At 70.8% G+C, this 26,090-nt stretch carries 24 protein-coding genes; 15 read left to right on the top strand and 9 right to left on the bottom strand.

Annotated elements, in window-relative coordinates; translation table 11 throughout:
* Positions 1 to 11: 11 nt before the first annotated feature.
* Positions 12 to 848 carry a tryptophan 2,3-dioxygenase gene (kynA, locus tag AB6A69_RS00440; protein WP_371059220.1) on the top strand — a complete coding sequence of 279 codons (837 nt, stop codon included), beginning with the start codon at positions 12 to 14 and terminating at the stop codon, positions 846 to 848.
* Between the two features lie 39 nt (positions 849 to 887).
* Here the strand turns inward: kynA and AB6A69_RS00435 are convergent, their stop codons facing one another.
* Positions 888 to 1,319, bottom strand: coding sequence for a DoxX family protein (locus AB6A69_RS00435; RefSeq protein WP_371059219.1), 432 nt, complete (start codon positions 1,317 to 1,319; stop codon positions 888 to 890).
* Between the two features lie 217 nt (positions 1,320 to 1,536).
* Here AB6A69_RS00435 and AB6A69_RS00430 point away from each other — a divergent pair, with 217 nt between their 5' ends.
* Both AB6A69_RS00430 and AB6A69_RS00425 read left to right on the top strand, forming a co-directional pair.
* Positions 1,537 to 2,001 (top strand): (2Fe-2S)-binding protein, encoded by a 465-nt coding sequence (locus tag AB6A69_RS00430; RefSeq protein WP_371059218.1) that lies wholly within the window; start codon positions 1,537 to 1,539, stop codon positions 1,999 to 2,001.
* Positions 2,002 to 2,004: 3 nt separating this feature from the next.
* Positions 2,005 to 4,245, top strand: coding sequence for a molybdopterin cofactor-binding domain-containing protein (locus AB6A69_RS00425; RefSeq protein WP_371059217.1), 2,241 nt, complete (start codon positions 2,005 to 2,007; stop codon positions 4,243 to 4,245).
* A gap of 4 nt (positions 4,246 to 4,249) precedes the next feature.
* On the opposite strand, the gene AB6A69_RS00420 is transcribed toward AB6A69_RS00425, so the two are convergent.
* From AB6A69_RS00420 to AB6A69_RS00400, 5 genes are all read right to left on the bottom strand, one after another.
* Positions 4,250 to 4,453, bottom strand: a complete 204-nt coding sequence (locus tag AB6A69_RS00420; protein WP_371036710.1) for a DUF2892 domain-containing protein — start codon at positions 4,451 to 4,453, stop codon at positions 4,250 to 4,252.
* Entirely contained in the window at positions 4,450 to 5,004 is a 555-nt protein-coding gene (locus AB6A69_RS00415) for a flavodoxin domain-containing protein (RefSeq protein ID WP_371059216.1), read from the bottom strand. Before AB6A69_RS00415 ends, AB6A69_RS00420 begins: the two co-directional genes overlap by 4 nt.
* A gap of 66 nt (positions 5,005 to 5,070) precedes the next feature.
* A complete protein-coding gene (locus AB6A69_RS00410) occupies positions 5,071 to 5,850 on the bottom strand; it encodes a gamma-glutamyl-gamma-aminobutyrate hydrolase family protein (protein ID WP_371054715.1) in 780 nt (259 codons plus the stop codon).
* A gap of 78 nt (positions 5,851 to 5,928) precedes the next feature.
* Positions 5,929 to 6,075 (bottom strand): DUF2256 domain-containing protein, encoded by a 147-nt coding sequence (locus AB6A69_RS00405; RefSeq protein ID WP_371059612.1) that lies wholly within the window; start codon positions 6,073 to 6,075, stop codon positions 5,929 to 5,931.
* A gap of 8 nt (positions 6,076 to 6,083) precedes the next feature.
* Positions 6,084 to 7,715, bottom strand: a complete 1,632-nt coding sequence (locus AB6A69_RS00400; RefSeq protein ID WP_371059215.1) for an FAD-binding domain-containing protein — start codon at positions 7,713 to 7,715, stop codon at positions 6,084 to 6,086.
* On the opposite strand from AB6A69_RS00400, the gene pepN reads away from it, so the two are divergent.
* The 6 genes from pepN to AB6A69_RS00370 all read left to right on the top strand — a co-directional run bounded on the left by pepN (position 7,714) and on the right by AB6A69_RS00370 (position 15,561).
* The gene (gene pepN, locus AB6A69_RS00395) at positions 7,714 to 10,263 is read left to right on the top strand and encodes an aminopeptidase N (protein ID WP_371059214.1); all 2,550 of its coding nucleotides are present in this window, start codon (positions 7,714 to 7,716) and stop codon (positions 10,261 to 10,263) included. The genes AB6A69_RS00400 and pepN overlap by 2 nt on opposite strands.
* A 4-nt stretch (positions 10,264 to 10,267) precedes the next feature.
* The gene (locus AB6A69_RS00390) at positions 10,268 to 10,699 is read left to right on the top strand and encodes a hypothetical protein (RefSeq protein WP_371059213.1); all 432 of its coding nucleotides are present in this window, start codon (positions 10,268 to 10,270) and stop codon (positions 10,697 to 10,699) included.
* Positions 10,700 to 10,815: 116 nt separating this feature from the next.
* Complete coding sequence (locus AB6A69_RS00385) at positions 10,816 to 11,691, top strand: lysophospholipid acyltransferase family protein (protein ID WP_371059212.1); 876 nt, start codon at positions 10,816 to 10,818, stop codon at positions 11,689 to 11,691.
* An 81-nt stretch (positions 11,692 to 11,772) separates the two neighbouring features.
* Positions 11,773 to 12,957, top strand: a complete 1,185-nt coding sequence (locus AB6A69_RS00380) for a hypothetical protein (RefSeq protein WP_371059211.1) — start codon at positions 11,773 to 11,775, stop codon at positions 12,955 to 12,957.
* An 85-nt stretch (positions 12,958 to 13,042) separates the two neighbouring features.
* The gene (gene gatB, locus AB6A69_RS00375) at positions 13,043 to 14,554 is read left to right on the top strand and encodes an Asp-tRNA(Asn)/Glu-tRNA(Gln) amidotransferase subunit GatB (RefSeq protein WP_371059210.1); all 1,512 of its coding nucleotides are present in this window, start codon (positions 13,043 to 13,045) and stop codon (positions 14,552 to 14,554) included.
* Positions 14,555 to 14,985: 431 nt separating this feature from the next.
* Complete coding sequence (locus tag AB6A69_RS00370) at positions 14,986 to 15,561, top strand: DUF4177 domain-containing protein (protein ID WP_371059209.1); 576 nt, start codon at positions 14,986 to 14,988, stop codon at positions 15,559 to 15,561.
* Here the strand turns inward: AB6A69_RS00370 and AB6A69_RS00365 are convergent.
* The gene (locus AB6A69_RS00365; RefSeq protein WP_371059208.1) at positions 15,558 to 15,815 is read right to left on the bottom strand and encodes a BolA family protein; all 258 of its coding nucleotides are present in this window, start codon (positions 15,813 to 15,815) and stop codon (positions 15,558 to 15,560) included. The two genes, AB6A69_RS00370 and AB6A69_RS00365, sit on opposite strands and share 4 nt — an antisense overlap.
* A gap of 73 nt (positions 15,816 to 15,888) precedes the next feature.
* Here AB6A69_RS00365 and AB6A69_RS00360 point away from each other — a divergent pair, with 73 nt between their 5' ends.
* Positions 15,889 to 16,515: a DnaJ domain-containing protein gene (locus AB6A69_RS00360; protein ID WP_371036722.1), complete on the top strand. Its 627-nt coding sequence runs from the start codon at positions 15,889 to 15,891 to the stop codon at positions 16,513 to 16,515.
* Positions 16,516 to 16,528: 13 nt separating this feature from the next.
* On the opposite strand, the gene msrB is transcribed toward AB6A69_RS00360, so the two are convergent.
* The gene (msrB, locus tag AB6A69_RS00355) at positions 16,529 to 16,996 is read right to left on the bottom strand and encodes a peptide-methionine (R)-S-oxide reductase MsrB (RefSeq protein WP_371054708.1); all 468 of its coding nucleotides are present in this window, start codon (positions 16,994 to 16,996) and stop codon (positions 16,529 to 16,531) included.
* Between the two features lie 245 nt (positions 16,997 to 17,241).
* Here msrB and cobS point away from each other — a divergent pair, with 245 nt between their 5' ends.
* From cobS to AB6A69_RS00335, 4 genes are all read left to right on the top strand, one after another.
* Complete coding sequence (gene cobS / locus AB6A69_RS00350; RefSeq protein ID WP_371059207.1) at positions 17,242 to 18,228, top strand: cobaltochelatase subunit CobS; 987 nt, start codon at positions 17,242 to 17,244, stop codon at positions 18,226 to 18,228.
* Positions 18,229 to 18,499: 271 nt separating this feature from the next.
* Entirely contained in the window at positions 18,500 to 20,371 is a 1,872-nt protein-coding gene (gene cobT, locus AB6A69_RS00345) for a cobaltochelatase subunit CobT (protein WP_371036725.1), read from the top strand.
* Positions 20,372 to 20,453: 82 nt separating this feature from the next.
* Positions 20,454 to 22,250, top strand: coding sequence for an aminopeptidase P family protein (locus tag AB6A69_RS00340; protein ID WP_371059206.1), 1,797 nt, complete (start codon positions 20,454 to 20,456; stop codon positions 22,248 to 22,250).
* 86 nt (positions 22,251 to 22,336) lie between these two features.
* Positions 22,337 to 22,678, top strand: coding sequence for a DUF427 domain-containing protein (locus AB6A69_RS00335; protein WP_371059205.1), 342 nt, complete (start codon positions 22,337 to 22,339; stop codon positions 22,676 to 22,678).
* A 188-nt stretch (positions 22,679 to 22,866) separates the two neighbouring features.
* Here the strand turns inward: AB6A69_RS00335 and AB6A69_RS00330 are convergent, their stop codons facing one another.
* Entirely contained in the window at positions 22,867 to 24,555 is a 1,689-nt protein-coding gene (locus tag AB6A69_RS00330; protein WP_371059204.1) for a chloride channel protein, read from the bottom strand.
* A gap of 95 nt (positions 24,556 to 24,650) precedes the next feature.
* Here AB6A69_RS00330 and AB6A69_RS00325 point away from each other — a divergent pair, with 95 nt between their 5' ends.
* Positions 24,651 to 26,024 carry an FAD-binding oxidoreductase gene (locus tag AB6A69_RS00325; protein WP_371059203.1) on the top strand — a complete coding sequence of 458 codons (1,374 nt, stop codon included), beginning with the start codon at positions 24,651 to 24,653 and terminating at the stop codon, positions 26,022 to 26,024.
* Positions 26,025 to 26,090: the final 66 nt, after the last annotated feature.

Genomic DNA, 26,090 nt, shown 5'->3' with positions numbered 1-26,090 from the left:
GGGGCCCCGGCATGAGCGATCCATACGATCCGGCCCGCGAGGGCGCGCGCATGTCGTTCGAGGATGCCATGTCCTACGGCGACTACCTGCGTCTCGACGCGATCCTCGGCGCGCAGCATCCGCTTTCGGACGCGCATGACGAGATGCTCTTCATCATTCAGCACCAGACCTCCGAGCTCTGGATGCGGCTTGCGCTGCACGAGATCGGCGCGGCCCGCGCGGCGCTTTCGGGCGGCGCCGCGCGCCCCGCGTTCAAGATGCTCGCCCGGGTCTCGCGCATCTTCGAACAACTCAACGCGGCCTGGGACGTGCTGCGCACGATGACGCCCTCGGATTACACCACCTTCCGCGAGGCGCTGGGCCAGAGCTCGGGCTTCCAGTCCTGGCAATACCGGCTGATCGAGTTCACCCTGGGCAACCGCAACCCCGCCATGATCCGGCCCCACGCGCACCGGCCGGAGATCGTTGCGCGGCTGGAGGCGGAACTTGCCCGCCCCTCGCTCTACGACGCGGCGCTCGCGCGGCTCGACGCGGAGGTCGCGCCCCTGCCCGGCCATATCCGCGAGCGCGATCTCTCGCGCCCGCACGCGCCAGACCCGGCCGTGGCCGAGGCCTGGACGCGGGTCTACCGAGACCCGGACGCGCATTGGGAACTTTACGAGCTGGCCGAGAAGCTGGTGGATCTCGAGGACTACTTCCGTCGCTGGCGCTTCAACCACGTCACCACGGTGGAACGGGTGATCGGCTTCAAGCGCGGCACCGGCGGAACCGGGGGCGTGAGCTACCTGAAGAAGATGCTGGAGGTGGAGCTCTTCCCCGAACTCTGGCACCTGCGCACGCATCTCTGACGCCCGGCGCCGCAAGGGACGCCGGGCGCGCGGCACGCCTCAGCGCGCGTCGATCGAGAACCGTCCGGGTCCGAAGGCCAGGATCATCGCCATGCCGCCCGCGAGCGCCACGTTCTTGAGGAAGTGGTTGATGTCGTTCTGCGCGGCGAGCCCTTCGGCCTCGAGGCCGGGCAGCAGGTGGAAGATCACTCCCGAGACCAGCGAAAACGCCCCGAGCAACACCGCCGCGAGGCGCGTCTTGTAACCCAGGGCGAGGGCCAGGCCGCCCGCGAGCTCGAGTGCGATCACGACGGGCAACAGCGCGCCGGGGATGCCGAACGCCTCCATGTATCCCTGCACGCCGGCGTAGCCGCCCAGCTTGTTGATCCCGGCGATCACGAAGATCGCGGCGAGCATCAGGCGGCCGGCGGGAGCGGCCCAGCTTTCGAACCCTGCTTTTCCTGCGGACGTCCGGTCGGTCGTGGTGGTCATTGTCGTCTCCCTGTGAGCGTCGGGCGGGAACGGGGTGCCCCCGCGATGGCACACCAGATGCGCGCCGTAGACTCGAAAAACCATTCCCGCCCGCGTCAGACGCTCTGTGCGCCTGCGCACAAGGCCGGCGGCGCCGGCGCCCTGCCGGCGGTCTCCTCTTGCCATTCCGTCGCCGACCCATACGCTTCATTGGCGAAGCCGAGACAGGAGCATGCTCATGGCCTTTTCCCTGACCGTGAACGGCGAGCGCCGGGAGGTCGACCTGCCGGGCGACGTGCCACTTCTGTGGGTGCTGCGCGACGCGCTCGACCTGACCGGGACGAAGTTCGGCTGCGGCGTCGCCGCCTGCGGGTCCTGCACGGTGCATGTGGACGGGCAGGCGGTGCGCTCCTGCCAGGTCGCGCTCGCCGATGTCTGGGGCGGGGTGACGACGATCGAGGGGCTCGGCACGCCCGACGCGATGCACGCCGTGCAGGCGGCCTGGGTCGAACAGCAGGTCGCGCAATGCGGCTACTGCCAGTCGGGCCAGATCATGCAGGCCGCGGCGCTCCTGGCCGAGACGCCCGCGCCCTCGGACGACGACATCGACGCCGCCATGCAGGGCAACCTCTGCCGCTGCGGCACCTATCCCCGCATCCGCGCGGCGATCCACGCCGCGGCGGCCCGCCTGTCGGAGGGCTGAGCCATGAGCCTCGGAAAGATCGCCCGCCGCAGCTTCCTCATCGGCTCCGCCGCCGTGGCGGGCGGGGTCGCCTTCGGCGTCTGGTACGCGCGCAAGCCCGTGGACAATCCGCTCGACCCCGAGGGCGAGGCACTCGCGCTCAACCCCTATGTCATCGTGGACCGGGCCGGCGTCTCGATCGTCGTGCCGCGCGCCGAGATGGGCCAGGGCGTGCGCACCACGCTCGCCGCACTGGTGGCCGAGGAGCTCGACGTGGAGATGGACGCGATCCGCACCCTCCACGGGCCGGCCTCGGACTCCTATTACAACGGCGCCCTCGCCGGGCTCGGCCTGCCCTTCAAGGATTACGCCATGTCCGATCTCCAGCACGCCATCCGCGAGCAGATGGGCGTGATGGGCAAGGCGCTCGGGCTGCAGGTGACGGGCGGCTCGACCTCCACGGTGGACGCCTTCGACAAGATGCGCCACGCGGGCGCCGCCGCGCGCGAGACGCTGAAGGCCGCCGCCGCCGAACGGCTCGGCGTGCCCGCCGACGCGCTCTCGACCAGGGCGGGCGCGGTGATCGCGCCCGACGGCGCGCGGCTCCCCTATCCCGAGCTCGCCGAGGCCGCCGCCCGGATCGACCCGCCGCGCGCGCCCGCGCTCCGGCCCGCCGCGGAGTGGCGGATCCTCGGCACATCGCAGCCCCGCGTGGACATGGTGGAGAAGGCCACCGGCACCGCCCGCTTCGGCCTCGACGTGCGGCTGCCGGGAATGAAGTTCGCCACGGTGCGGATGAACCCGCGCCTCGGCGCGCCGATGCGGTCCTTCGACGCCTCCGCGGCCGAGGAGATGCCGGGGGTCGAGCGGGTGATCGACCTCGGCACCGGGATCGCCGTCGTCGCCTCGAATACCTGGCTCGCCTTCCGGGCCGCCGCGGCGGTGGAGATCGACTGGGCCGAGGCGCCCTACCCCGACACGACCGAGGCGCTTTTCGCGGAAATCGCGCGGGCCTTCGACGCCGCGCCGAACTCGGCGCTGCGCGACGAGGGCGACGCCGACACCCTGCCCGAGGGCGCGACGGAGATCGCCGCCGAGTATCGCGTGCCCTACCTCGCCCACGCGACGATGGAGCCGGTGAACGCCACCGCGCTCCTCGACGGCGACCGGCTCGAGGTCTGGGGCGGGTTCCAGTCGCCCACCCTGGTGCGCGACCACTGCGCGGAGGCGGCCGGCGTCGCGCCCGAGGCCGTGCGCGTCCACACCACCTATCTGGGCGGCGGGTTCGGCCGTCGCGGCGAGGTGGATTTCGCCGTGCTCGCGGCCATCGTCGCCCGCGAGATGCCGGGCAAGCCGGTGCAGGTCGCCTGGTCGCGCGAGGAGGACATGGGCCACGACTTCTACCGCCCCGGCGCGCTCGCCCGCTTCCGCGGCGCGGTGCGCGACGGGCGCGCGGTGCTCCTCGACGGGGCGATCGCCGCGCAGTCGGTCACGCGCGAGAGCGCCCAGCGCCTCGCCGGCTTCGCCCCGCCCGGGGCGGACAAGGGCCACGTGGAAGGCGCCTACGACCAGCCCTACGCGATCCCGAACTACCGCATCCGGGGGCACCTGGCCGAGATGAAGCTGCCGATCGGCTTCTGGCGCGCGGTCGGGGCCTCCTTCAACGGCTTCTTCCACGACAGCTTCATCGACGAGCTGGCCCACGCCGCGGGCGCCGATCCGCTGGAGTTTCGCCTCGCCCACATGCGCGAGGTGCACGCGCCCTCGGCAGGCGTGCTGGACGCGGTGCGCGAGATGTCGGGCTGGACGGGCGAGACGCCCGACGGCACCGGGCGCGGCGTAGCGTTCACCTATTCCTTCGGCACGCCCACCGCGCAGGTCGTCGAAGTGGTGGACGAGGACGGGGCGATCCGCATCGCCCGGGCCTGGATCGCCTGCGACGTCGGCACCGCGCTCGACCCTCGCATCGTCGAAAGCCAGATGGTCTCGGGGCTCCTCTACGGTCTCTCCGCCGCCGTCATGGGCGAGATCACCTTCGAGGGCGGCGAAGCCCAGCAGGGGAACTTCCCCGACTACGACGCGCTTCGCATCCATAGCGCGCCCGCGGTGGAGGTCCGCGTGCTGGAAACCGCGGAGCGCCTGTCGGGCGTGGGCGAACCCGGCACGCCGCCGTCGATGCCCGCCCTGGCCAACGCCGTCTTCGACCTCACCGGCGAGCGCGTCCGCGAACTGCCGCTCGCCCGGCGGTTCGACTTCGTGACCTAGGCGCTCACTGGAACGCCGAACCCGGTCGCAGCCCGAGCTTGCGGAAGACGGTCGCGGCCGGGCAGAAGCCCGTGAAGGCCGACTGGATCAGGTTGAGCCCCACGAAGCCGGTCAGCAGAAGCCACCAGGGGGAGTGTTGCCAGGCCAGCAGCGCCGACAGAAGCACGATCACCCCGGCGAAGGCCATCACGGCACGGTCCACGTTCATTTCGCTGTCTCCTCTCGCTCAGAAGTCGCGGCGAGCCACGCGTCGAGCGCGTCCGCCAGTTCCGTCCAGTCGGTGTATTCCCGGTCCTCGCCCGGGCGGATCCTTTCGCCCTTCTGCGACGCGATCCAGCGCATCGCCCAGCGGCGGAAGAAATCGTACTGCGTGAAGCGGAAGGCGCCGGCGACCTGAAGCGTGCGGTCGGGCTGCCATCCGGTGCGCGCGCAGAAATCGTCCGCGATGCGCTCGATGTCGGCGCGCTCTTCGGGGTCGTCGCCCGCGGCCGCGAGCGAGACCTGGAGGAATAGCGACGGCCGCGCGCCCAGGTCCCCGGCATGGGCGGCGGCGAACCGCTCCAGCCCCTCCTGCACCCGGCCCATGTGCACCGAACCGGCGAGGATCGCGCCCGCGATGCGGGGCCAGTCGATCCCCTCCGCGTCGGCCGCGGGCAGAAGCTCCACCGCGTGGCCGGCCTGCGAGAGCCGATCGGCGCAGAACCGCGCGATCTTGCGGGTCTGTCCCTCCGTGGTGGCGTAGACGATCAGAAGCCTCATGGCGCGTCTTCCCGAACCGGACGCGCGCAGCATAGCCCGGCCCGGCGGCCCGCACCTTGAGCAGGATCAAGCGCTGAGCCGCGCCGCGCGGTCCCGGCCGCCCGCCGCCCAGCGCCGGACGGCGTCTCCGAACGCCTCGAAAAGCGGGCGCGACACCGGGTCGCGCGCCGCGTTCCATTCGGGGTGCCACTGCACCGCGAGGGTGAACCCCGGCGCGTCGGCCACGTAGGCTGCCTCGGGCGTGCCGTCCTCGGCCCAGCCGTCGATCACGAAGCGCGCGCCCGCGTCCTTCACGCCCTGCCCGTGCAGCGTGTTCGTCATCACCTCGCGCGCGCCCATGAGCCTGTGAAAGATCCCGCCCTCGCCGAACCTCACCTTGTGGCGAAGCGCGAACTTTTCCTCGAGCGTCCCGTCGGGCGGCATCCGGTGGTTCATCCGCCCCGGCAGCTCGCGGATCTCGGGGTAGAGCGAGCCGCCCATGGCGACGTTCACCTCCTGGAAGCCGCGGCAGATGCCGAGAAAGGGCTGGCCGCGCGCCACGCAGGCCCGCACGAGCGGCAGGGTGACCGCGTCGCGGCACCGGTCGAACGCGCCGTGCTTCTCGGTCTCGGCCTCGCCGTATTCCTCGGGGTGCACGTTGGGCCGCCCCCCGGTCAGCACGAACCCGTCGCAGACCTCCAGCAGTTCTTCCACCGAGACGATCCCCGGGTCGGAGGGGATCACGAGCGGCAGGCATCCGGCGACCCCGGAGACGGCGGCCGAGTTCATCTGCCCGCCCGCATGGGTCGGGTACTGGTCGTTGATGAGGTACTGGTTGCCGATGATGCCGACGACGGGCCGTGCCATGATGTTCACCTCTCGCGTCGCCACAATCTAGGGCAGCTACGGGCGAAGCGGAACCCCGGCCTTGCCTGCCGGGCGGGGCTAGGCCCCGTTCTGCCTGCGCGCGCGGCGGCACCGCTCGGAACAATACCGCACCTCATACCAGACCCGGGCCCATTTCTTGCGCCACGCGAAGGGCCGGCCGCAGGTGGCACAGGTCTTGACGGGCAGATCGCCCTTGCGCCGCATGCCGCCCATCAGAAGCCGAAGCTCCCCTGCCGGTCGTCCGCGGCCTTGCGGCGGCGGCGCGGGGCGCGGTCGTTCACGAAGCGGCCAGTGCCGTCCTTGCGGCTGGCGTGCTTGTGCACGAGGCCACGGGCGGTATCGCGGAAGCCTTCGCCGCGGCGCACGGCCCAGACCGCCTCGCGCGCGGCGCGGGCCGCGGCGGGGACGTCGACGACGGGCTCGGGGTAAGCGCGCCCCAGAAGCGCGCCCGCACCCTCCCAGCGCCACGGCTCCTGCAGATACTGGTCCGGCACAGGCGCCAGTTCCGGCAGCCAGGCGCGGGTGAAGGCGCCCGTCGGATCCTGGTCGCGGCCCTGTTTCACGGGGTTGTAGATGCGGATGGTGTTCATGCCGGTCGTGCCCGACTGCATCTGCATCTGCGGCCAGTGGATGCCCGGCTCGTAATCGGTGAAAAGGCGCGCGAGGATCGGACCCGTGGCCCGCCAGTCGAGCCAGAGGTGGTAGGAGGCCACCGCCACCAGCATCGAGCGCATGCGGAAGTTCATCCAGCCGGTGTGGGTCAGCATCCGCATGCAGGCATCCACGAAGGGCAGCCCGGTCTCGCCGCGCTCCCACGCCGCGAGGCGGTCAGCGTCGGGAACGCGGGGGCGCAGATCCTCGTAGGCCGGGTGCAGGCAGCGATGTTCGAGCGCGGGTTCGTCCTCGAGCTTCTGCATGAAATGGTCGCGCCAGGCGAGGCGGGACTGGAAGCTTCTGAGGCTGCCGGCCCAGCCCTCGCGCGTGCCCCTGACCGCGCGCTGCCGCGCGGCGGCGGCGCGCGCCGCCTCGCGCACCGAAAGCTCGCCGAGGGCGAGGTGGGGCGACAGGCGCGAGCAGGCCGTCGCGCCATCGAGCGGAGAGGACATGGCGCGGCGATAGTCGCGCCCGCGCTCCGTCAGGAAGCTGTCGAGGGTCCCGAGGGCGGCCGCGCGCCCGCCGCTTTGCCGTCCCGGGCACGGGTCCGGCCGGAGGCCAAGGCGCGCGGGCCCGGGCCAGGGGTCGCTTTCGGCCTGCACGGACCGCAGGCCGCCGGGGGCCGGAACCGGCTCGGCGAAGACGAACCGGTCGCGACGCGCCGCCCAGCCGTCGCGGCTGGCCAGCCTGCGGACGACACCCGACTGCGGCACCTGCTTCCACGTCACGCCCTGCGCGCGCGCCCAGTCCGCCACCGTTCGGTCGCGGGCATAGCTCCAGCCATTGCCCGTCTCCTCGTGGCTGGTCAGGCAGGTCACGCCATGCCCGCGTCGCAGATCCTCCAGCACGTCCGTCGCCGCGCCGACGCGGCGGACCAGCGGCGCGCCCAGCCGGGCGAGCGCGTCTTCGAGGGCGTCCAGCGCCTCCGACAGGAGGGCGAAGTGCCGCCCGCTCGCGTCGGGTTGCGCCCAGAGGCCGGGTTCGAGGATGTAAAGCGGCAGGATCGGGCGCCCGAGCGCCACGGCGGTGGCGAGCGCCGGGTGGTCGTCCACCCGGAGGTCGCGCTTGAACCACAGGATCGTCGTTCCAGATACCGCTCCAGCCATCGTCTTGCCGTGCTTCTTGCCGAGACTTAGGAAGTCTAGGTCACGCGACCCGCCCGGAAACCCCGGCCCGAAGGAGACCGCCATGAAGGACGCCGCGCCGCAGACCGTCTACCTGAACGAATACGCGCCGCCCGCGTATCTGGTGGACGAGGTCCAGCTGACCTTCCGCCTCGCCCCCCGCGCGACGCGGGTCGAAAGCCGGATCCGCTTCCGCCCGAACCCCGACGCCCGCTCGCGCGCGTTCTTCCTGCACGGCGAGGGGCTTTCGCTTCTCGCGGCCCGGATCGACGGCGCGCCAGTCACACCCGAGATCACCGACGAGGGGCTGACCTGCGCGGTGCCCGACGCGCCCTTCACCTGGGAGGCGGAGGTCGAGATCTCGCCCGAGACCAACACCGCGCTCGAGGGGCTCTACATGAGCCGCGGCATGTATTGCACCCAGTGCGAGGCCGAGGGCTTCCGCAAGATCACCTACTATCCCGACCGCCCCGACGTGATGGCGCCCTTCACCGTGCGGATCGAGGGCGATCTTCCGGTGCTGCTGTCCAACGGCAACCCGGGAGCGGCTGGCGAGGGCTGGGCCGAATGGCACGATCCCTGGCCGAAGCCCGCCTATCTCTTCGCGCTGGTCGCGGGCGATCTGGTGGCGCAGCGGGATACGTTCACCACCCGCTCGGGGCGGGATGTGGACCTTGCGCTCTGGGTGCGGCCGGGCGACGAGCACAAATGCGCCTGGGGCATGGAGGCGCTCAAGAAATCGATGCGCTGGGACGAGGAGGTCTACGGGCGCGAATACGATCTCGACGTCTTCAACATCGTCGCCGTGGACGACTTCAACATGGGCGCGATGGAGAACAAGGGGCTCAACATCTTCAACTCCGCCGCCGTGCTCGCCAGCCCCGAGACGGCGACGGACGCCAATTTCGAGCGCATCGAATCGATCATCGCGCACGAGTATTTCCACAACTGGACGGGCAACCGGATCACCTGCCGCGACTGGTTCCAGCTCTGCCTCAAGGAAGGGCTGACCGTCTTCCGCGACCAGCAGTTCACCGCCGACATGCGCTCCGCCCCGGTGAAGCGGATCGACGACGTGTCGATGCTGCGCGCCCGCCAGTTCCCCGAGGACCAGGGCCCGCTCGCCCATCCCGTCCGGCCGGAAAGTTACCAGGAGATCAACAACTTCTACACCGCGACCGTCTACGAGAAGGGCGCGGAGGTGATCGGGATGCTCAAGCGCCTCGTCGGCGAGGAGGGCTACCGCAAGGCGCTCGATCTCTACTTCGAGCGCCATGACGGGCAGGCCTGCACCATCGAGGACTGGCTTCGCGTCTTCGAGGACGCGACGGGCCGCGACCTGTCGCAGTTCAAGCGATGGTACACGCAGGCGGGCACGCCGCGCCTCTCGGTGGAGGAGGACTGGCAGGACGGCACCTACACGCTCACCTTCACGCAGGAGACGCCGCCCACCCCCGGCCAGCCCGAGACGGCGCCGCAGGTGATCCCGATCGCCGTCGGGCTGCTGTCGCCCAACGGCGACGAGGCGGTGCCGACCCGCCTTCTGGAGATGACCGAGACACGCCAGAGCTTCACCTTCGAGGGGCTCGCGGCAAAGCCCGTCCCCTCGATCCTGCGCGACTTCTCGGCGCCGGTGGTGCTGGAGCGCGTGACCTCGCGGAGCGAACGCGCCTTCCTGATGGCCCACGACACCGACGCCTTCAACCGCTGGGAGGCGGGCCGCAGCCTCGCGCGGGAAAGCCTGATGGCGACGATCGGCGAGGGCGCGGCACCGGATGCCGACTGGCTGTCGGGGCTCGCCGCGCTTCTGCGGGACGAGAGCCTCGACCCGGCCTTCCGCGCGCAGGTCACGGGGCTGCCCACCCAGTCGGAACTCGCCCAGGCGCTACACCGGGCGGGCACGACGCCCGACCCCGACGCGATCTGGACCGCGACGGAGGCGCTGCGCGACGCGATGGCGGAGGAACTCGCCGATCTCGCGCCCGCGCTTCACGACGCGATGCGGGTGGCGGCGCCCTACGCGCCCGACGCCGAGCAGTCGGGCAAGCGCGCGCTCGCGGGCGCGATGCTCGCCCTCGTCACGCGGCGCGACGGTGGCGCGGCGGCCGCGCGCCAATACGCCGAGGCCGACAACATGACGCTCAGCCTCTCGGCGCTCGGCTGCCTGCTGCGCGCGGGAAAGGGCGGGCCGGAACTCGACGCCTTCCACGACCGCTGGCAGCACGACCGGCTGGTGATGGACAAGTGGTTCTCGCTCCAGATCATCCAGTCGGACCCGGCCGAAACGGCCGACATCGCCCGCCGCCTCACCGAGCATCCCGCCTTCGAGTGGAAGAACCCGAACCGCTTCCGCGCGGTGATGGGCGCGCTCGCCATGCACCACGCGGGCTTTCACCGGGCCGACGGCGCGGGCTACCGCCTGCTGGCGGACTGGCTCGTCCGGCTCGACCCGGTGAACCCGCAGACCGCGGCGCGGATGATGAGCGCCGTCCAGACCTGGCGGCGCTACGACGCGAATCGCCAGGCGCTGATCCGCGCCGAGCTCGAGCGGATGCGCGCCGCGCCGGACCTCTCGCGCGACAGCGCCGAGATGCTGGACCGGATGCTCGGCTGACCCGGTGGCGGAAGAGTTCCGCCACGAGGCCCGCGGCCGAAACCGCCGCACGGCGCTGGCGCTCGCCGGCGCGTGGGCCGCGATGGCCGCGGCGGTGCTCTGGATCGACGCCGCGCTCTGGGTGCTGGCCATCCCGGCGCTCTTCACGCTGCCCGCGCTCTGGGACCTGATCTCGGATCGCCGCGCCGGCCTCGCGCTCGGCGCCGAGCGGATCGCGTGGCACGCCGGCCGCCGGAGCGGCGAGGTGGCGCTGGCGCAGATCGAGACCGCGCGCTTCGACACGAGGCTCGACCTCTCCGTGCGGGTGACGCTGGTGCTTCGGTCCGGCCGCCGCATCCGCCTGCCGCAGGAGTGCCTGCCACGGCTGGCCGAGCTTCAATCCGCGCTGGCCGCCCGCGGCGTTTCCACCGAGCGGCATCATTTTTCCCTTTTCTAGAAGGGCTTGCAGTTTCCCGCCGTTGCGCCGCCCAATGGCTTCCGGTCGCCGCGAATCCGTGCAATGGTGACATGGGTGTCACACCACTGTCGCAGCTCTGTGGATTTCTTCGCGCCATGAAAGACCGGATCGACCCCCTGATCGCCGAACGGGCGCCATGGCTTTTCTCGGAGCATCCGGCAGTCGCGCCGGCCCGTGGGGTGCTGAACCGGCTGCTCGGCTACGACAAGACCGTGGCGCTCGGCACGGCGCTTCGGGATCTGCCCGCCGACCGGATCATGGCGGCAATGACGCGCGAACTCGCCCGCGACGTGGAGGCGGCGGGCCTCGACAACATCCCCCGCAACGGCGCGGCGCTGGTCGTCGCGAACCATCCGACCGGCATCGCCGACGGGATCATGCTGCATGCGGTGCTGGGGGATTTGCGTCCCGATGTCTATTACTTCGCGAACCACGACATCCTGCGCGTGCTGCCGCAGATGACCGACATGATCGCGCCGGTCGAGTGGCGACGGGATCGGCGCAGCCACGGCAAGACACGCGAGACCATGGCCTACACCCGCCGCGCGGTGGAGGAGGGGCGTCTCGGCGTCATCTTCCCGTCGGGACGGCTGGCCAAGCGCCGCGGACTGTCGCTGCACGAGCGGCCCTGGATGGCGTCGGCGGCGATGATCGCACGCAAGTTCGAGCTGCCGGTGATCCCTGTGAACATCCGCGCGCGCAACTCGGCGCTCTTCTACCTCTTCGACTTCATTCACCCCAGCCTGCGCGACATCACGCTCTTCCACGAGACGTTGAACAAGCACCGGCAGCCCTTCCGGGTGACCGTGGGCGAACCGATCTCGCCCGCATCGCTCCCCGCGAAATCCGAAGACGGCATCGAACTCATGCGGCGCGCGACGCTGGCCCTCGGCGGGCCGCGGGCGCCCACGGTCTCGCTCCTCGACAACACCCGGCGTCCCTCCTGGATCCGTCAGCTCGACTCCAACTGACCGCATCTCCGCCGCGGGAATTTACCGCTTTCTCCGCGACTTCGCCCTTTCCGCGCCCGATTGCGCGGCGACGTTCGGATCATGTCCAGATCCATCGCCCTCGCGCCCGCCCTCGCACCGCTGCTCCGTCTCGCCAGGACGGGGTTCCGCCCCGCGGCGCCCGCCCGGCCACGCCGGCCCGCCGCCGGCGCCGCGCTGCCCGTGATCGAGGAAACCGCGCTGGAACGGGAGGCGGCCACCCACGAGGCGCAGGGCCTCTTTCTCGCCCGGCAGGAGCGTTGGGACGAGCTCGACACGCTTGTTCGCTCCTGCGACCGTCGCCGCGCCGCCCTCCCGGACGGGCAGCCCGTGGCCCAGCGTCTCGCGCTCGGCGCGGCTTCCGACGTGCTCTGGACGGCCGAGGCCGGCTTCGACACCGACGAGCGGATGCGCCGCACCGGCTGCGGCGTGGCCCAGCTCGAGGACGCGCTGGCCGCGCATCCCCGTGCGCCGGGCGTCGCGCTCGTGCTGGTGCACACGCATCTCAGCCTGGGATGGGCCGCGCGGCGCGAGGCGGCGACGGAACCGGCGCGGCCCGAGGCGCGTGCCGCGCTCCACGCCCATCTCGCACGCGCGGGACAGATCCTCGACCGCTTCGCCGAGGCCGCGGGCGACAGCGCAGCCTTCGCCGCCGCGCGCTGCCTTCAGCTTCCTGCGCGTCGGCCCGGGCCGGAGGCGCGGGCCCGCGCCTATCTCGACCTCGTGGCGCGCGACCCCGCGAACCCGCGCCACCTGCGCGACATGGGCCGCAGCCTTCTGCCCCGGCGCACCGGCACGCTGGCCACGCTGGAACGGGCGGCGCGGGAGGCCGCAGCCCTCTCCGAGGCGAAGCTGGGCCCGGCGGGCTATTTCTGGGCGCACATGGACGCGCTGGCCGAGGACGAACGCGTCTTCGAGCGGCTGGACCTCGAGTGGTTCCTGGCCGGGCTCGACGCCGCCGCTGCGCGGCATGGCGACCAGCACGCGGCGAACACCGTGGCCGCCTTCTGCGCCCTCACCATGGCGCCGCATCACGGCCGGGCGCGGCTAAACCCCGCGATCGCGCCGCGGCGTGCGGCGGTGCACGACCGGGCGCCGGGCGTCTGCCGCGACCACCTGCACGAGATACACCCTCTGGTCTGGGCGGAGACCGCCGCCGCGATCGGCCCCGAACGGCCCGTGCCCCCGCGCCCGCGCCGCGTGGCCGAGGGCACAGCGCTCGCCCGCGCCGCGCTCGCCGCGGCCTGACGGGGCCAGGCGACGCGCGGGGAATTGCAACCGCGCGGCGCTTTGGCTAAGGCCATCGGGTGCCATCAGCCGCAGGGGACCCGCCATGCTCGATCTCGCCCACGAGCCTCCGAAGCCCAAGGTGATCGCCGGGGCAAAGCACGACTGGGAACTGGTCATCGGGATGGAGGTCCATGCCCAGGTCGCCTCGAAGGCCAAGCTCTTTTCCGGCGCCTCGACCGAGTTCGGCGCCGAGCCCAATTCCAACGTCTCGTTCGTGGACGCGGCGATGCCGGGCATGCTGCCCGTGCTCAACGAGTTCTGCATCGAGCAGGCGGTGCGCACCGGCCTCGGCCTGAAGGCGAAGATCAACCTGCGCTCCGCCTTCGACCGGAAGAACTATTTCTACCCCGACCTGCCCCAGGGCTACCAGATCAGCCAGCTTTATCACCCGCTCGTGGGCGAGGGCGAGGTGCTGGTGGACATGGCGCCCGGCGTCGCGCGGCGCGTGCGAATCGAGCGCATCCACGTCGAACAGGACGCGGGCAAGTCGATCCACGACATGGACCCCGGCGCCTCCTTCGTGGACCTCAACCGCACCGGCGTCGCGCTGATGGAGATCGTCTCGCGCCCCGACATCCGCGGCCCGGAAGAGGCGGCCGCCTACCTGACGAAGCTGCGCCAGATCATGCGCTATCTCGGCACCTGCGAGGGCAACATGCAGTCAGGCAACCTGCGCGCGGATGTGAACGTGTCGGTCTGTCGCCCCGGCGCCTACGAGAAGTTCGCCGAAACCGGCGATCCCGCACATCTGGGCACCCGGTGCGAGATCAAGAACATGAACTCGATGCGCTTCATCCAGCAGGCGATCGACTACGAGGCACGGCGGCAGATCCGGCTGCTGGAGGCCGGCGAAGGGGTCGTGCAGGAGACGCGCCTCTACGATCCGGACCGGGGCGAGACGCGCTCCATGCGCTCCAAGGAAGAGGCGCATGACTACCGCTATTTCCCCGATCCCGACCTGCTGCCGCTCGAACTCGAGCAGGGCTGGGTGGACGCGATCGCCGAAAGCCTGCCCGAACTGCCCGACGCGAAGAAGGCGCGCTTCGTCACCGCGCTGGGGCTGTCGGAATACGACGCCGGTGTGCTGACCGCCGACGTCGCGGCGGCGGATTATTTCGAGAAGGTCGCGGAGGGGCGCGACGGCAAGGCGGCGGCGAACTGGGTCATCAACGAACTCTTCGGCCGGCTGAAGAAGGACGACCTCGACATCGCCGAGAGCCCGGTCTCGCCGGCGCAGCTTGGCGGCATCATCGACCTGATCTCGGCGGGCGAGATCTCGGGCAAGATCGCCAAGGACCTTTTCGAGATCGTCTACACCGAAGGCGGCGATCCGGCCGAGGTGGTGGAAGCGCGCGGGATGAAGCAGGTCACCGACACCGCCGCGATCGAGGCCGCGGTGGACGAGGTGATCGCCGCGAACCCCGCCCAGGTGGAGAAGGCCAGGGAAAACCCCAAGCTCGCCGGCTGGTTCGTGGGCCAGGTGATGAAGGCCACCGGCGGCAAGGCCAACCCCAAGGCGGTGAACGAGATCGTGGCCGGCAAGCTCGGCCTCTGAACCGATGCGCCCGCTCCGCGACGAGATCCTCGCCCAGAACGAGCGGGTGACGCTCTTCTCGGGTTTCCTGAACGCGGTGGGGCTGGGCTCATCGGCTTCGCCCTGATCCGCCCGCTTGTGGAGGGGGGTGCCGCGCTCTCCCGGCTCACCGCGTGGTGGAGTGGCGCCGGGCTGACGCGTCATGTTGCGGCGCACTATATTCTGCGCTTGTTGAGGAAGGAGCCGCGCGCATGACGATGTTCGAATTCGCCGTCCCTCTCGTGGCGCTCGCCGTGGCGGGCATCGGCATCGCGCTCCTGCGCGGGGAGGCGCGGCGCATCGATGCGCGCCGCCGCCCGCCGGCGGAGTGACGCCGCCCGCCGGGTCGGCTCTGGCCCTTTCGCGCCTGAACTGATAGCGTCCCGCCGGTTTGAGCGGCTGGGAGGTGCAGGGTGGCGTACTACGAGTACAAGGTGGTCCCGGCTCCTCAGCGGGGCGAGAAGGCGCGCGGCGTCAAGACGGCCGAGGCGCGGTTCGCGCTGGCGATCGAGCGGCTCATGAACGAGATGGGCGAGGACGGCTGGGAGTATGTGCGGGCCGAAACCTTGCCGAGCGAAGAACGCGCGGGGCTCACGGGCACCGCGACGCAGTGGCGCAACCTGCTGGTCTTCCGCCGCTTGCGCGGCGCGGCGGACGGGGGCGCGAGCCGCGACACGCCGAGACTGCTCGCCGCGCCGGCCGAAGCGCCGGAGGGACATATGCCGCCACCGGACGACGGGTTCCCGCCGATGCCGCCCTTGACGCGGTCGGCCGCGGCACGCCGCGCCCGCGCGGTCGAGGAAGGGGAAGACGCCGAAAGCGCCGACGCGTCCTCCGGGGCCGGCGCGGGGCCGGCGCAGGATCCGATCGCCCTGCCCCGCGTGCTGGCACGGAAACCTGAGCGGGAGGCGCGCGATGACGACGCGGACGATGCCGGTGAAGGAGGCGGCGCCGAAGGACCGGATCCGTCGCCGCGGCCCCGGGGCTAGGCGTCGATGTCGAGGGAGAGCGCGTGGATCGCGGTGACGAGGTCGGGCCCGAGCGCCTCGTGCACCGCCCTGTGCCGGGCAAGCCGCGACTGGCCGGCGAAGGCCGGGGCGCGGATCACCACCCGGAAGTGGCTTTCGCCGCCTTCCTGGTAGCCCGCGTGGCCGCGGTGGCGCTCGCTTTCGTCCACCACCTCGAGGCGGGTCGGCGCAAAGGCACCCTCGAGCGCCGCGCGGATCGCGTCTGTGCGTGTCAAATTTTACCTCCGGCCTCTTCAAATCGTGTCGGGGCAGATTAAACTCACACGTCCGAGTCGAAAAGGTGAGAGCATGAGCAGACCTGATCCGTTCGGTTTCGACATGTCGGTTTCCGCGGCGAAGAAGAAGAATTCCCGCGGCAGGCGCGGCATGTCCGGGGCTTCCGAAACCTCGACTCGTCTGTGCGAGAAGGAGGGATGCCGCGAAGCCGGCCTCTACCGCGCACCCAAGGCCCCCGACGTGCTCGACGACTATTACTGGTTCTGCAAGGACCATGTGCGCGAGTACAACCTGAAATGGAATTTCTTCGACGGCACGACCGAGGCCGAGCTCAACGCTCAGATGTCGAAGGACAAGGTGTGGGAGCGCAACACCCGCGACTTCCGCGACCCCGAGGCGCGCGCCTGGGCGCGGCTCGGCATCGAGGACCCGCATCAGGTGCTGGGCGAAAACGCCACGCGCAACCCAGGCAGCCGCTCGGACGGCCACAGCCGCCGCCTGCCCGCGCCCGAGCGCAAGGCGATCGAGATCCTCGACGCCAAGGACAACTGGAGCAAGGCCGAGGTGCGCAAGAGCTACAAGGCGCTCATCAAGGTGCTGCACCCCGACATGAATGGCGGCGACCGCTCGCAGGAAGAACAGCTGCAGCAGGTCATGTGGGCCTGGGATCAGATCAAGGACAGCCGCAACTTCAAGTGAGCGGCGGCGGCGGTCAGGCGTCGGCGCGGAACACCAGCGAGACCCCGTTGATACAATGCCGCTTGCCGGTCGGCTGGGGGCCGTCGTCGAAGATGTGGCCCAGATGGCTGCCGCAGCGGCTGCAATGGCATTCCGTGCGCGGGAACAGCAGCTTCCAGTCGGTCCGCGTGCCGATCGCGCCGGGAAGGGCCTGCCAGAAACTCGGCCAGCCGGTCCCGCTGTCGAACTTGTGCTCGGAAGAATAGAGCGGCTGCTCGCAGCCCCGGCAAAGATAGGTGCCCGCGCGCTTCTCCTCGTTCAGCGGTGAGGTGAAGGGTCGCTCGGTATCCTCCTCCCGCATCACGCGGTATTCCAGATCGCTGAGCATCGCCTTCCACTCGGCGTCGGAGCGCGAGACCTCGAACCCGGTCTCGGCCCCCTTCGCCGCCGAGCCAAGCCCGAGCGCGGCGCCAAGCGTCGCAAGAAAGGATCGGCGTTCCATGGATGCACCTCCGTTGCACGCTTAAGGCTAGCGGGCGCCTCCAGGCCGGGGCAAGTCCCGCGCCCGCACAACCGCGTGAGCGTGCGCGGTCGGCGCCGGACGGTACGGGCGGCGGCACACCCCGCAGCGGGCGGCCGGATGCCGCGTGCGGCGCGCGCCCTTCCCCTTGCCCCGCCCGGGAATATGTTGCACCACGGACCGCGCATCGCGGCGGCAGACATGCACGAAAAGGATCAGGGACGGTCATGGCGGACGGCAGCATCGACATCAACGCGAAACCCACCGAAGAGGTCTCGGTCCGCGAGGTGTTCGGCATAGACACCGACATGATCGTGCACGGATTCCCGGAACGGACCGAGCGCGTGCCCGATCTCGACACGACCTACAAGTTCGACCCGGACACCACGCTCGCGATCCTCGCAGGCTTTCGCAACAATCGCCGCGTGATGATCCAAGGCTATCACGGCACCGGCAAGTCCACCCATATCGAACAGGTGGCGGCGCGGCTCAACTGGCCCACCGTGCGCGTGAACCTCGACAGCCATATCAGCCGGATCGACCTGATCGGCAAGGACGCGATCAAGCTGCGCGACGGCATGCAGGTCACCGAGTTCCAGGAAGGCATCCTGCCCTGGGCGCTGCGCAATCCTGCGGCGATCGTCTTCGACGAGTATGACGCGGGCCGTGCGGACGTGATGTTCGTGATCCAGCGGGTACTGGAAGCCGACGGCAAGCTGACCCTGCTCGACCAGAACGAGGTCATCACCCCGCACCCGTATTTCCGCATCTTCGCCACGGCGAACACGGTCGGCCTCGGGGACACGACGGGCCTTTACCACGGCACCCAGCAGATCAATCAGGGCCAGATGGACCGCTGGAGCCTGGTGGCGACGCTCAACTACCTGTCGATCGACGCGGAAGCGGCGATCGTGCTGGCCAAGGCGCCGCACTACAACACCGAGAAGGGCCGCAAGACCGTCAAGCAGATGGTCACCGTGGCCGACCTGACCCGCACCGCCTTCATGAACGGCGATCTGTCCACGGTGATGAGCCCGCGCACGGTGATCGCCTGGGCGCAGAACGCGGAGATCTTCCGCAACGTGGGCTATGCCTTCCGGGTGAGCTTTCTGAACAAGTGCGACGAGCTGGAGCGGCAGACGGTGGCCGAATTCTACCAGCGCTGCTTCAACGAGGAACTTCCCGAAAGCGCCGCGCACGGCAGTTTCGGCTGATCCCGGCGCGATTTCACGACCTCGCAGAACGGGTCGCACCAGCCCGGCGCGGCCCGTTTTCATTTGCCGACCCGCGGGCCGCGCCGCGCGGTCGCAGGGTGTTGTGCCACCTGCTTGACCGGCGCCGTGGATCTGCGTCGCGGAAGGGGCGCGGGACCGCTGCGGCCGTGCCTGCCGGTGCGACGCTCACGGAAAACGCGCCGCCACTGGTCATCCCCCCGGCAAGGCATTAGCTTCCCCGCGACAGACACTAGGACGTGCGAAGCCCCTCATGCAGAAGCCCGACAATCCCGCCGATCCGTTCAAGAAGGCGCTCGCCGAGGCCACGCGGGTCATGGCGCACGACCCCGAACTCAGCGTGAGCTATTCGGTGGATCCGTCGGGGATCACCGGCGACACCATGCGCCTGCCGCAAGTCAGCCGCCGGATGAGCCGCGACGAGGTTCTGGTGGCGCGCGGGACGGCGGACGCGCTCGCGCTGCACCGGCGCTATCACGACGCGGGAACCCATGCCCGCTACTGCCCGCCGGGGGAGATGGCGCGCGATCTCTACGAGGCGATGGAAACCGCCCGCTGCGAGGCGATGGGCGCACGCGACATGCCCGGCACCGCCACCAACATCGACGCCAAGATCGGCGCCGAGGCGGCGCGGCGCGGCTACGCCGAGGCGCGCGAGCCGGGCGACGTGCCGCTGCCCACGGCGGCGGGCTACCTCATCCGGCACCTTGCCACCGGGCGCGAGCTGCCCGAGGCCGCGCAGAACGTGATGGAGCTCTGGCGCGGCTACATCGAAAGCCAGGCGGGCGAGACGCTCGAAGCGCTGGAGGGCAACCTGTCCGACCAGGGCGCCTTCGCCCGCTTCGCGCGCAAGGTCATCGAGGATCTCGGATACGGCGACCAGCTGGGCGACGATCCCGACCAGCAGGACGACGACCAGCAGGAAGAGGCCGAGGACGGCGCCGAGGAGGAAGAGGAACCCGACAGCACCGGCCAGGACGACAGCCAGGACGATGCCGAAGCCTCGCCCGAGCAGTCCCAGGACGAGACGCAGGACGAAAGCCAGGCGCAGGTCAGCATGGACGAGCTGGCCGACCAGGAACTCGGCGAAGAGACCGAGATGCCCGAGGGCGAGGCCCCCCAGGAGCCGCCGCCGCCCGCCCCCGTCTCGGATGCGGACCCCGACTACCGGGTCTTCAATACCGCCTTCGACGAGGAGGTGGCGGCGCAGGATCTCGCGGAGCCCATCGAGCTCGAGCGCCTGCGCGCCTATCTCGACCAGCAGCTCGAACCGCTGAAGGGCGCGGTCTCGCGGCTTGCCAACAAGCTGCAACGCCGCCTTCAGGCGCAGCAGAACCGCAGCTGGGAGTTCGACCGCGAGGAGGGCATCCTCGACGCCGGTCGCCTGGCGCGGGTCGTGGCGAACCCCACGACGCCGCTGTCCTTCAAGGTCGAGAAGGACACCGAGTTCCGCGACACGGTGGTGACCCTGCTTCTGGACAACTCGGGCTCGATGCGCGGGCGGCCGATCTCCATCGCCGCGATCTGCGCCGACGTGCTGGCGCGCACGCTCGAGCGCTGCTCGGTCAAGGTCGAGATCCTGGGATTCACGACGCGCGCCTGGAAGGGCGGGCAGAGCCGCGAGGCGTGGCTGAACGAGGGCCGGCCCCTCGCACCCGGGCGGCTCAACGATCTGCGGCACATCGTCTACAAGCCCGCCGACGCGCCCTGGCGGCGCGCGCGCGACAATCTCGGGCTGATGATGAAGGAGGGGCTTCTGAAGGAGAACATCGACGGCGAGGCGCTCGAATGGGCGCACCGGCGCATGATGATGCGCCCGGAAAGCCGCAAGATCCTCATGGTGATCTCGGACGGCGCGCCGGTGGACGATTCGACGCTGTCCGTGAACCCCGCGAACTACCTCGAGAAGCATCTGCGCGACGTGATCGCGATGGTGGAACGGCGAAGCGCGGTCGAACTCATCGCCATCGGCATCGGCCATGACGTCACCCGCTACTACCACCGCGCGGTGACCATTACCGACGTGGACCAGCTTGCCGGGGCGATGACCGAACAGCTTGCCAGCCTGTTCGATTCCGACCCCCGCGCCCGCGCGCGCCTCGTCGGCATCCGCAAGGCGTCCTGACGGCGCCCCGGCTTCGCGGCCGAGGCGCTTGCATCCGCCGCGCGGATGCCCAAAGTTGCCGCGGATCACAGCGGAGGGGCGGATGCTTCAGTCTTTCAAGGCCACGTCGCGGCCCGATCAGGGACCGCCGCGCCTCGCGCGGCTGCGCGAGGAGATGGCCCGCGAGGGCCTCGACGGGTTCTGGGTGCCGCGCGCGGACGCACATCAGGGCGAGTATGTCGCCCCCCGGGACGAGCGGTTGTCCTGGCTGACCGGGTTCACCGGCTCGGCCGGCTTTGCGGTCGTGCTGCCCTCGGTGGCGAGCGTCTTCGTGGACGGGCGCTACCGGGTGCAGGTCAAGGCGCAGGTGGCCGAGGACTTCACGCCGGTCGACTGGCCCGAGGTCAAGCCGTCGGACTGGCTGCGCGAGACGCTGCCCAACGGTGGCGTGGTGGGCATCGACCCGTGGCTTCACACCGTCGAGCAGGTGGAAAAGCTCGAAACCGCGCTTCGGGGCAGCGGCGTCAGCCTGCGCGAGACGGCGAACCTAGTGGACCGGATCTGGCAGGACCAGCCCGCGCCGCCGCTCGGCCGGGCACGCGCGCACCCCCTCGACCTCGCGGGGGAGGGGGCGGCGGAAAAGCGCGCGCGCCTCGGCCGCGAGCTTCGCGACGCCGGACACCGCGCGGCGGTGATCACCCTGCCCGACTCCATCTGCTGGCTTCTGAACATCCGCGGGTCCGACGTGCCGCGGGCCCCCCTCGCCCATGGCTTCGCCGTCCTGCACGAGGACGGGCGGGTGGATCTCTTCATGGCCGAGGAAAAGCTCGAGGGCCTGGGCGACCACTTGGGCCCCGAGGTCGCCGCGCACCGGCCGGAGCGCTTCGCCGCCGCCCTGGGCGAGCTGTCCGGCCCGGTCCGCATCGATCCGGCAAGCGCGCCGCTCGCGGTGATGCGCGCGCTCGAGGAGGCCGGCGTGGAGGTGGCACGCGGCCCCGATCCCTGCGTCCGGCCCAAGGCGTGCAAGAACGCGGCCGAGATCCGCGGCGCGGGCGAGGCGCATCTTCGCGACGGCGCGGCGGTGTGCGAGTTCCTCGCCTGGCTCGCCGATCAGCCGGCGGGCAGCCTGACCGAGATCGACGCCGTCACGAAACTCGAAGAGAGCCGCCGCGCGACCGGAAAGCTCGAGGACATCTCCTTCGACACGATCTCCTGCGCGGGGCCGCACGGCGCGATCATGCATTACCGCGTCACCGAGGAGACGAATCGCCCGCTTAAGGCCGGCGAGCTTTACCTCGTGGATAGCGGCGGTCAGTATCTCGACGGAACCACCGACATCACCCGGACCGTGGCCATCGGCACGCCGACCGAAGAGATGCGCGCCTGCTACACCCGCGTGCTGCAGGGCCTCATCACTCTGTCGCGGCTGCGCTGGCCCGCCGGGCTCGCCGGGCGGGATCTGGACGCGCTGGCGCGGATGCCGCTCTGGCTGGCCGGGCAGGACTATGCCCACGGAACCGGCCACGGCGTCGGCGCCTACCTGTCCGTTCACGAGGGGCCGCAGAAAATCGCGCGCGCCGGCGAGGCCGAACTCCTGCCCGGCATGATCCTTTCCAACGAGCCCGGCTTCTACAGGGAGGGCGCCTTCGGCATCCGGCTGGAGAACCTGATCGTGGTCGAGGACGCACCGGAACTCCCGGGCGGCAGCGTGGCGAAGATGCTGCGTTTCCACACGCTGACCTATGTGCCCTTCGAGCGCCGCCTCGTGGAGGCGGAGATGCTGCACGGCCCCGAGCGGGCATGGCTCAACGCCTATCATGCGCTGGTGCGATCCAAGATCGGCCCAAGGCTGGGCAGCGCCGCGAAAACATGGTTGGATGCCGCCACCGCGCCGATCTGAGGCGCAGCCCGCGGGCAGGAAACAGGCCGACGCCAGCCAACGCCGCAGCAGGCGCGCAGCGCGGCGAAAACACGAGGGAGAACCGCATGGCCAGGATCATCATCAGGCCGGCTCAGGGAAAATGGAGCGTACGCGCGGGCGGCGCGGTCCTGGGCGAGTCGAGCGCGGCGCTCGAACTGGACGAAGAGGGCCATGCCCCCGTGATCTACTTCCCTCGCGAGGATCTCGCGATGGCGTTCCTCGAGCCCACCGAGCGCAGCAGCCATTGCCCCCACAAGGGCGATGCGAGCTGGTTCTCGATCGTCACGAAATCCACGACGATTCCCGATGCGGCATGGTCCTACGAGGCGCCCGTCGACGGCGTTTCCGAGATCGCGGGGCATGTCGCCTTTTACGAGTCCGACATGGTGACGGTGGAGCGCCTGTAAGCCGCGGCGGCACGGGCCGCGTCGCGTTCGCCTTCACCCGGAGCCCAGCGCGGAGCCCAGGCGATCGCCCCTGCGCGGCGCCCACGACCCGCCGATCTGGACAGGATGCGCGGCGCAGCCCGCGGCGCTTCGGCCGAAGGGGCGCGAAGCCCGTCCGCGCGGCGGCGCTCGCGCCGGTCACGCCGCGCTCAGGAATGCTCTTCCTGCGCCGTGGCGGCGAGCGCCCGGTTGTAGGCCCTGAGCGCATCCACGTGAAAGAGCGCGCCCTGAAGCTCCGGCGCCTTGCCCTCGCCCGACAGCGTCACCACGGGAATGAAGGGCAGGCCCGATTTCTCGAAGATCGGCATCGCCGCGTCGAGCGTGGCGTTGGCGTCCACGTAGACGCCGCTCCGGACAAGCTCCCAGCAGCGATCTTCGTCGGCCGCCTGATCGTCGAGCGGCCCCCGCATGACGCCGGCCACGCGGAACATCTGCAGCAGGTATTCCTGCGGGCCGGCCGCGAGGTGCACGCCCCGCCGCTCGAGCTGCGTGAGGAAGAAGGAGCGGTCCACCAGCCGCGAGGCAAGCGCGGTGGACGTCGAGACCGAGACCATCACCGCAAGGCCCGTCTGCCAGTCGCCGGTCAGTTCGAACACGATGAGCGTGGTGGAGATCGGCGCCCCCAGCACCGCCGCGGCCACCGCCCCCATCCCCGCGAGCGCGTAGAGCGTGGGGCTTCCCGACACCTCGGGGAAGATGCCGGTGGCGACGATCCCGAAGGCCAGCCCGGTGAGCGCGCCCAGCATCAGCGATGGCGAGAAGACGCCGCCGCCCATCCGGCCCCCCATGGTCACCGCGACCGCGATCACCTTGACGACGGTGAAGGCGATCGCCTCGTGCAGCAGAAGCTGGCCCGTGAGCGCCGCCGTCGTCGTCTCGTAGCCCACCCCGATGATGTGCGGAAAGAAGATCGCGATCCCGCCGAGCAGAAGACCCGCGCAGGCCGGGCGCAGCCAGATCGGCATCCCGGTGCCGCGCTGGAGGCGGGTTCCGACATCCTCGGCCAGGAAGATCGCCCGCATCGTCATCACCCCGACGAAGCCGCAGACGAGACCGAGGAGCAGGAAGGCCGGCATCTCGATGTAGAATTCGAGCGCCGAGCCGCCGGGCAGAACGAAGTTGGTGACGTCGCCGAAGGCCAGCCGGCCGATGACCGTGCCCGCCGCGCTGGCGATCACGATGGGCGCGAAGGCGTGGAGCGCAAAGTGGCGCAGGATCACCTCCATCGCGAAGAGCGCGCCCGCGATCGGCGCGTTGAAAGAGGCCGAGACCGCGGCCGCCACGGCGCAGCCCAGAAGATCGCGCCCGGTGATCCCGTCGGCCCGGATCGCGTTGGACACCGCGGTGGAGATCAGCGCGGCGATGTGCACCACCGGCCCCTCGCGCCCCGTCGAGCCCCCGGTCGAGAGCGTGATCAGCGAACAGAGCGCAGAGGTGCGCCCCGCGCGCCGTTCCACCCGGCCGTCGTTGAGCGCCGCGCCCTCGATGACGTCGGCCACCGAGCGCACGCGCCCGTCGGGGGTGAAGAGATGCAGCAGCACCCCCACGGCGAGCCCGCCCAGCACCGGCACCGTCAGCACCCACCACCAGTCCAGCGTCTCGGCGAAGCTGTGCAGCATGTGCAGGTCCTCGGTGCCGTAGGCGAGGCTCTGCAACTCGTTGATGCCGAAGCGGAAAAGGACCGCGGCTCCCCCCGCCGCCGATCCGACGAGCAGCGCGATGAACCAGAACTGGATCTGGCTGGGACCGCGCTGGCGCAAGAGCTGCCAGCCCTTGCGGAACGCCGCCCGCATCTCGGAGAGCTCTCGCAGGATCGGGCGGCGCGGGTCCTCCTCCATGCCCGCCTCAGCGCGTGACGGGACGGCGCGGTGCACGCGCCTTTCCCCGCCCGCTGGGACGCCCTAGGATTTGCCGCGATTGCCGGAGCCCTGACATGCCCTTCCCTGACGCGCTCGAAGCCCTGTCGTCCTTACTAGGCGAACGCCTGAGCCGCTCCAACCCCGATCTGGAGGCGCATGGCCGCTCCGAGAGCCACTTTCCCCCGACACCGCCCGACGCGGTGGCCTGGCCCGAGACCACCGGGGAGGTGGCGGAGATCCTCAGGATCTGCGCGGCCCACGCCTGCCCGGTCGTCGGTTGGGGGGCGGGCACCTCGCTCGAGGGGCACGCGCTCGCCGCGCGGGGCGGGCTCGTGGTGGATTTCGCCCGCATGGACAGGATCCTCGAGATCCGCGCCGAGGACATGGACTGCACGGTGCAGCCGGGCCTGACCCGCGAGGCGCTCAACCGGGAGCTTCGCGACACCGGGCTTTTCTTCCCGGTCGATCCCGGCGCGAACGCCTCGCTGGGCGGCATGGCGGCCACGCGCGCCTCGGGCACCACGACCGTGCGCTACGGCTCGATGCGCGACAATGTGCTGGGCCTCGAGGTCGTTCTGGCCGACGGGCGGGTGATCCGCACGGGCTCGCGCGCCCGCAAATCGGCCTCGGGATACGACCTCACGGCGCTCATGCTGGGCTCGGAGGGCACGCTGGGCCTCATCACCGCGCTCACGCTGCGCCTGCACGGCCAGCCCGAGGCGGTGGCCGCCGGGATCTGCGCCTTCGACCGGATGGAGGATGCGGTGGCCTGCGTGATCGAGACCATCCAGTGCGCGCTGCCGATGGCCCGGATCGAGTTCGTGGACGCGGCCACGGCGGCGGCCTTCAACGCCTATGCCGGGGTCGATCTGCCGGAACGGCCGCATCTGCTGGTCGAGCTTCACGGCGCGCCCGCCACGGTGGAGGCCGAGGCGGACAGCTTCGGCGCCCTCGTGGCCGAGCATGGCGGCGCGGCCTTCCGCTGGTCCCGCAAGGCCGAGGAGCGCAGCGCGCTCTGGGCCCTGCGCCACAATGCCTATTACGCGATCCTCGCGCAGCGTCCGGGCGCGCGGGCGCTGGTGACCGATATCTGCGTGCCGGTATCGCGGCTGGCCAAGGCGGTGGAGGCGACGCGCGCCGACATCGCCGCCGGCCCGGTCCCGGGTCCGATCCTCGGACATGTGGGCGACGGCAACTTCCACGCGGTGCTGCTCGTGGACCCCGACCGCCCGGAGGAGCTCGAGGCGGCGAAGGGGCTTCAGCACCGGATGGTCGAGCGCGCCCTCGCGCTCGGCGGCACCGCGACGGGCGAGCACGGGGTCGGCATGGGCAAGACGTCCTACATGGCCGCCGAGCACGGCGAGGGCTGGCAGGTCATGGGCACCCTGAAGCGCGCTCTCGACCCGCGGAACATCCTCAACCCCGGCAAGCTGGTGCCGGAGCCCTGAACGCTTCGCCTCCGGCGCGCCCGCCTCGCGGCCGCCCGAGACCGCCGCCGCGCATCGTCGCGGCTC

The organism is Rhodosalinus sp. 5P4, from assembly GCF_041365695.1.
Taxonomy (GTDB): domain Bacteria; phylum Pseudomonadota; class Alphaproteobacteria; order Rhodobacterales; family Rhodobacteraceae; genus Rhodosalinus.
The sequence above is the reverse complement of the archived record's forward strand: the minus strand, read 5'-3'. Positions and strand labels throughout refer to the sequence as shown.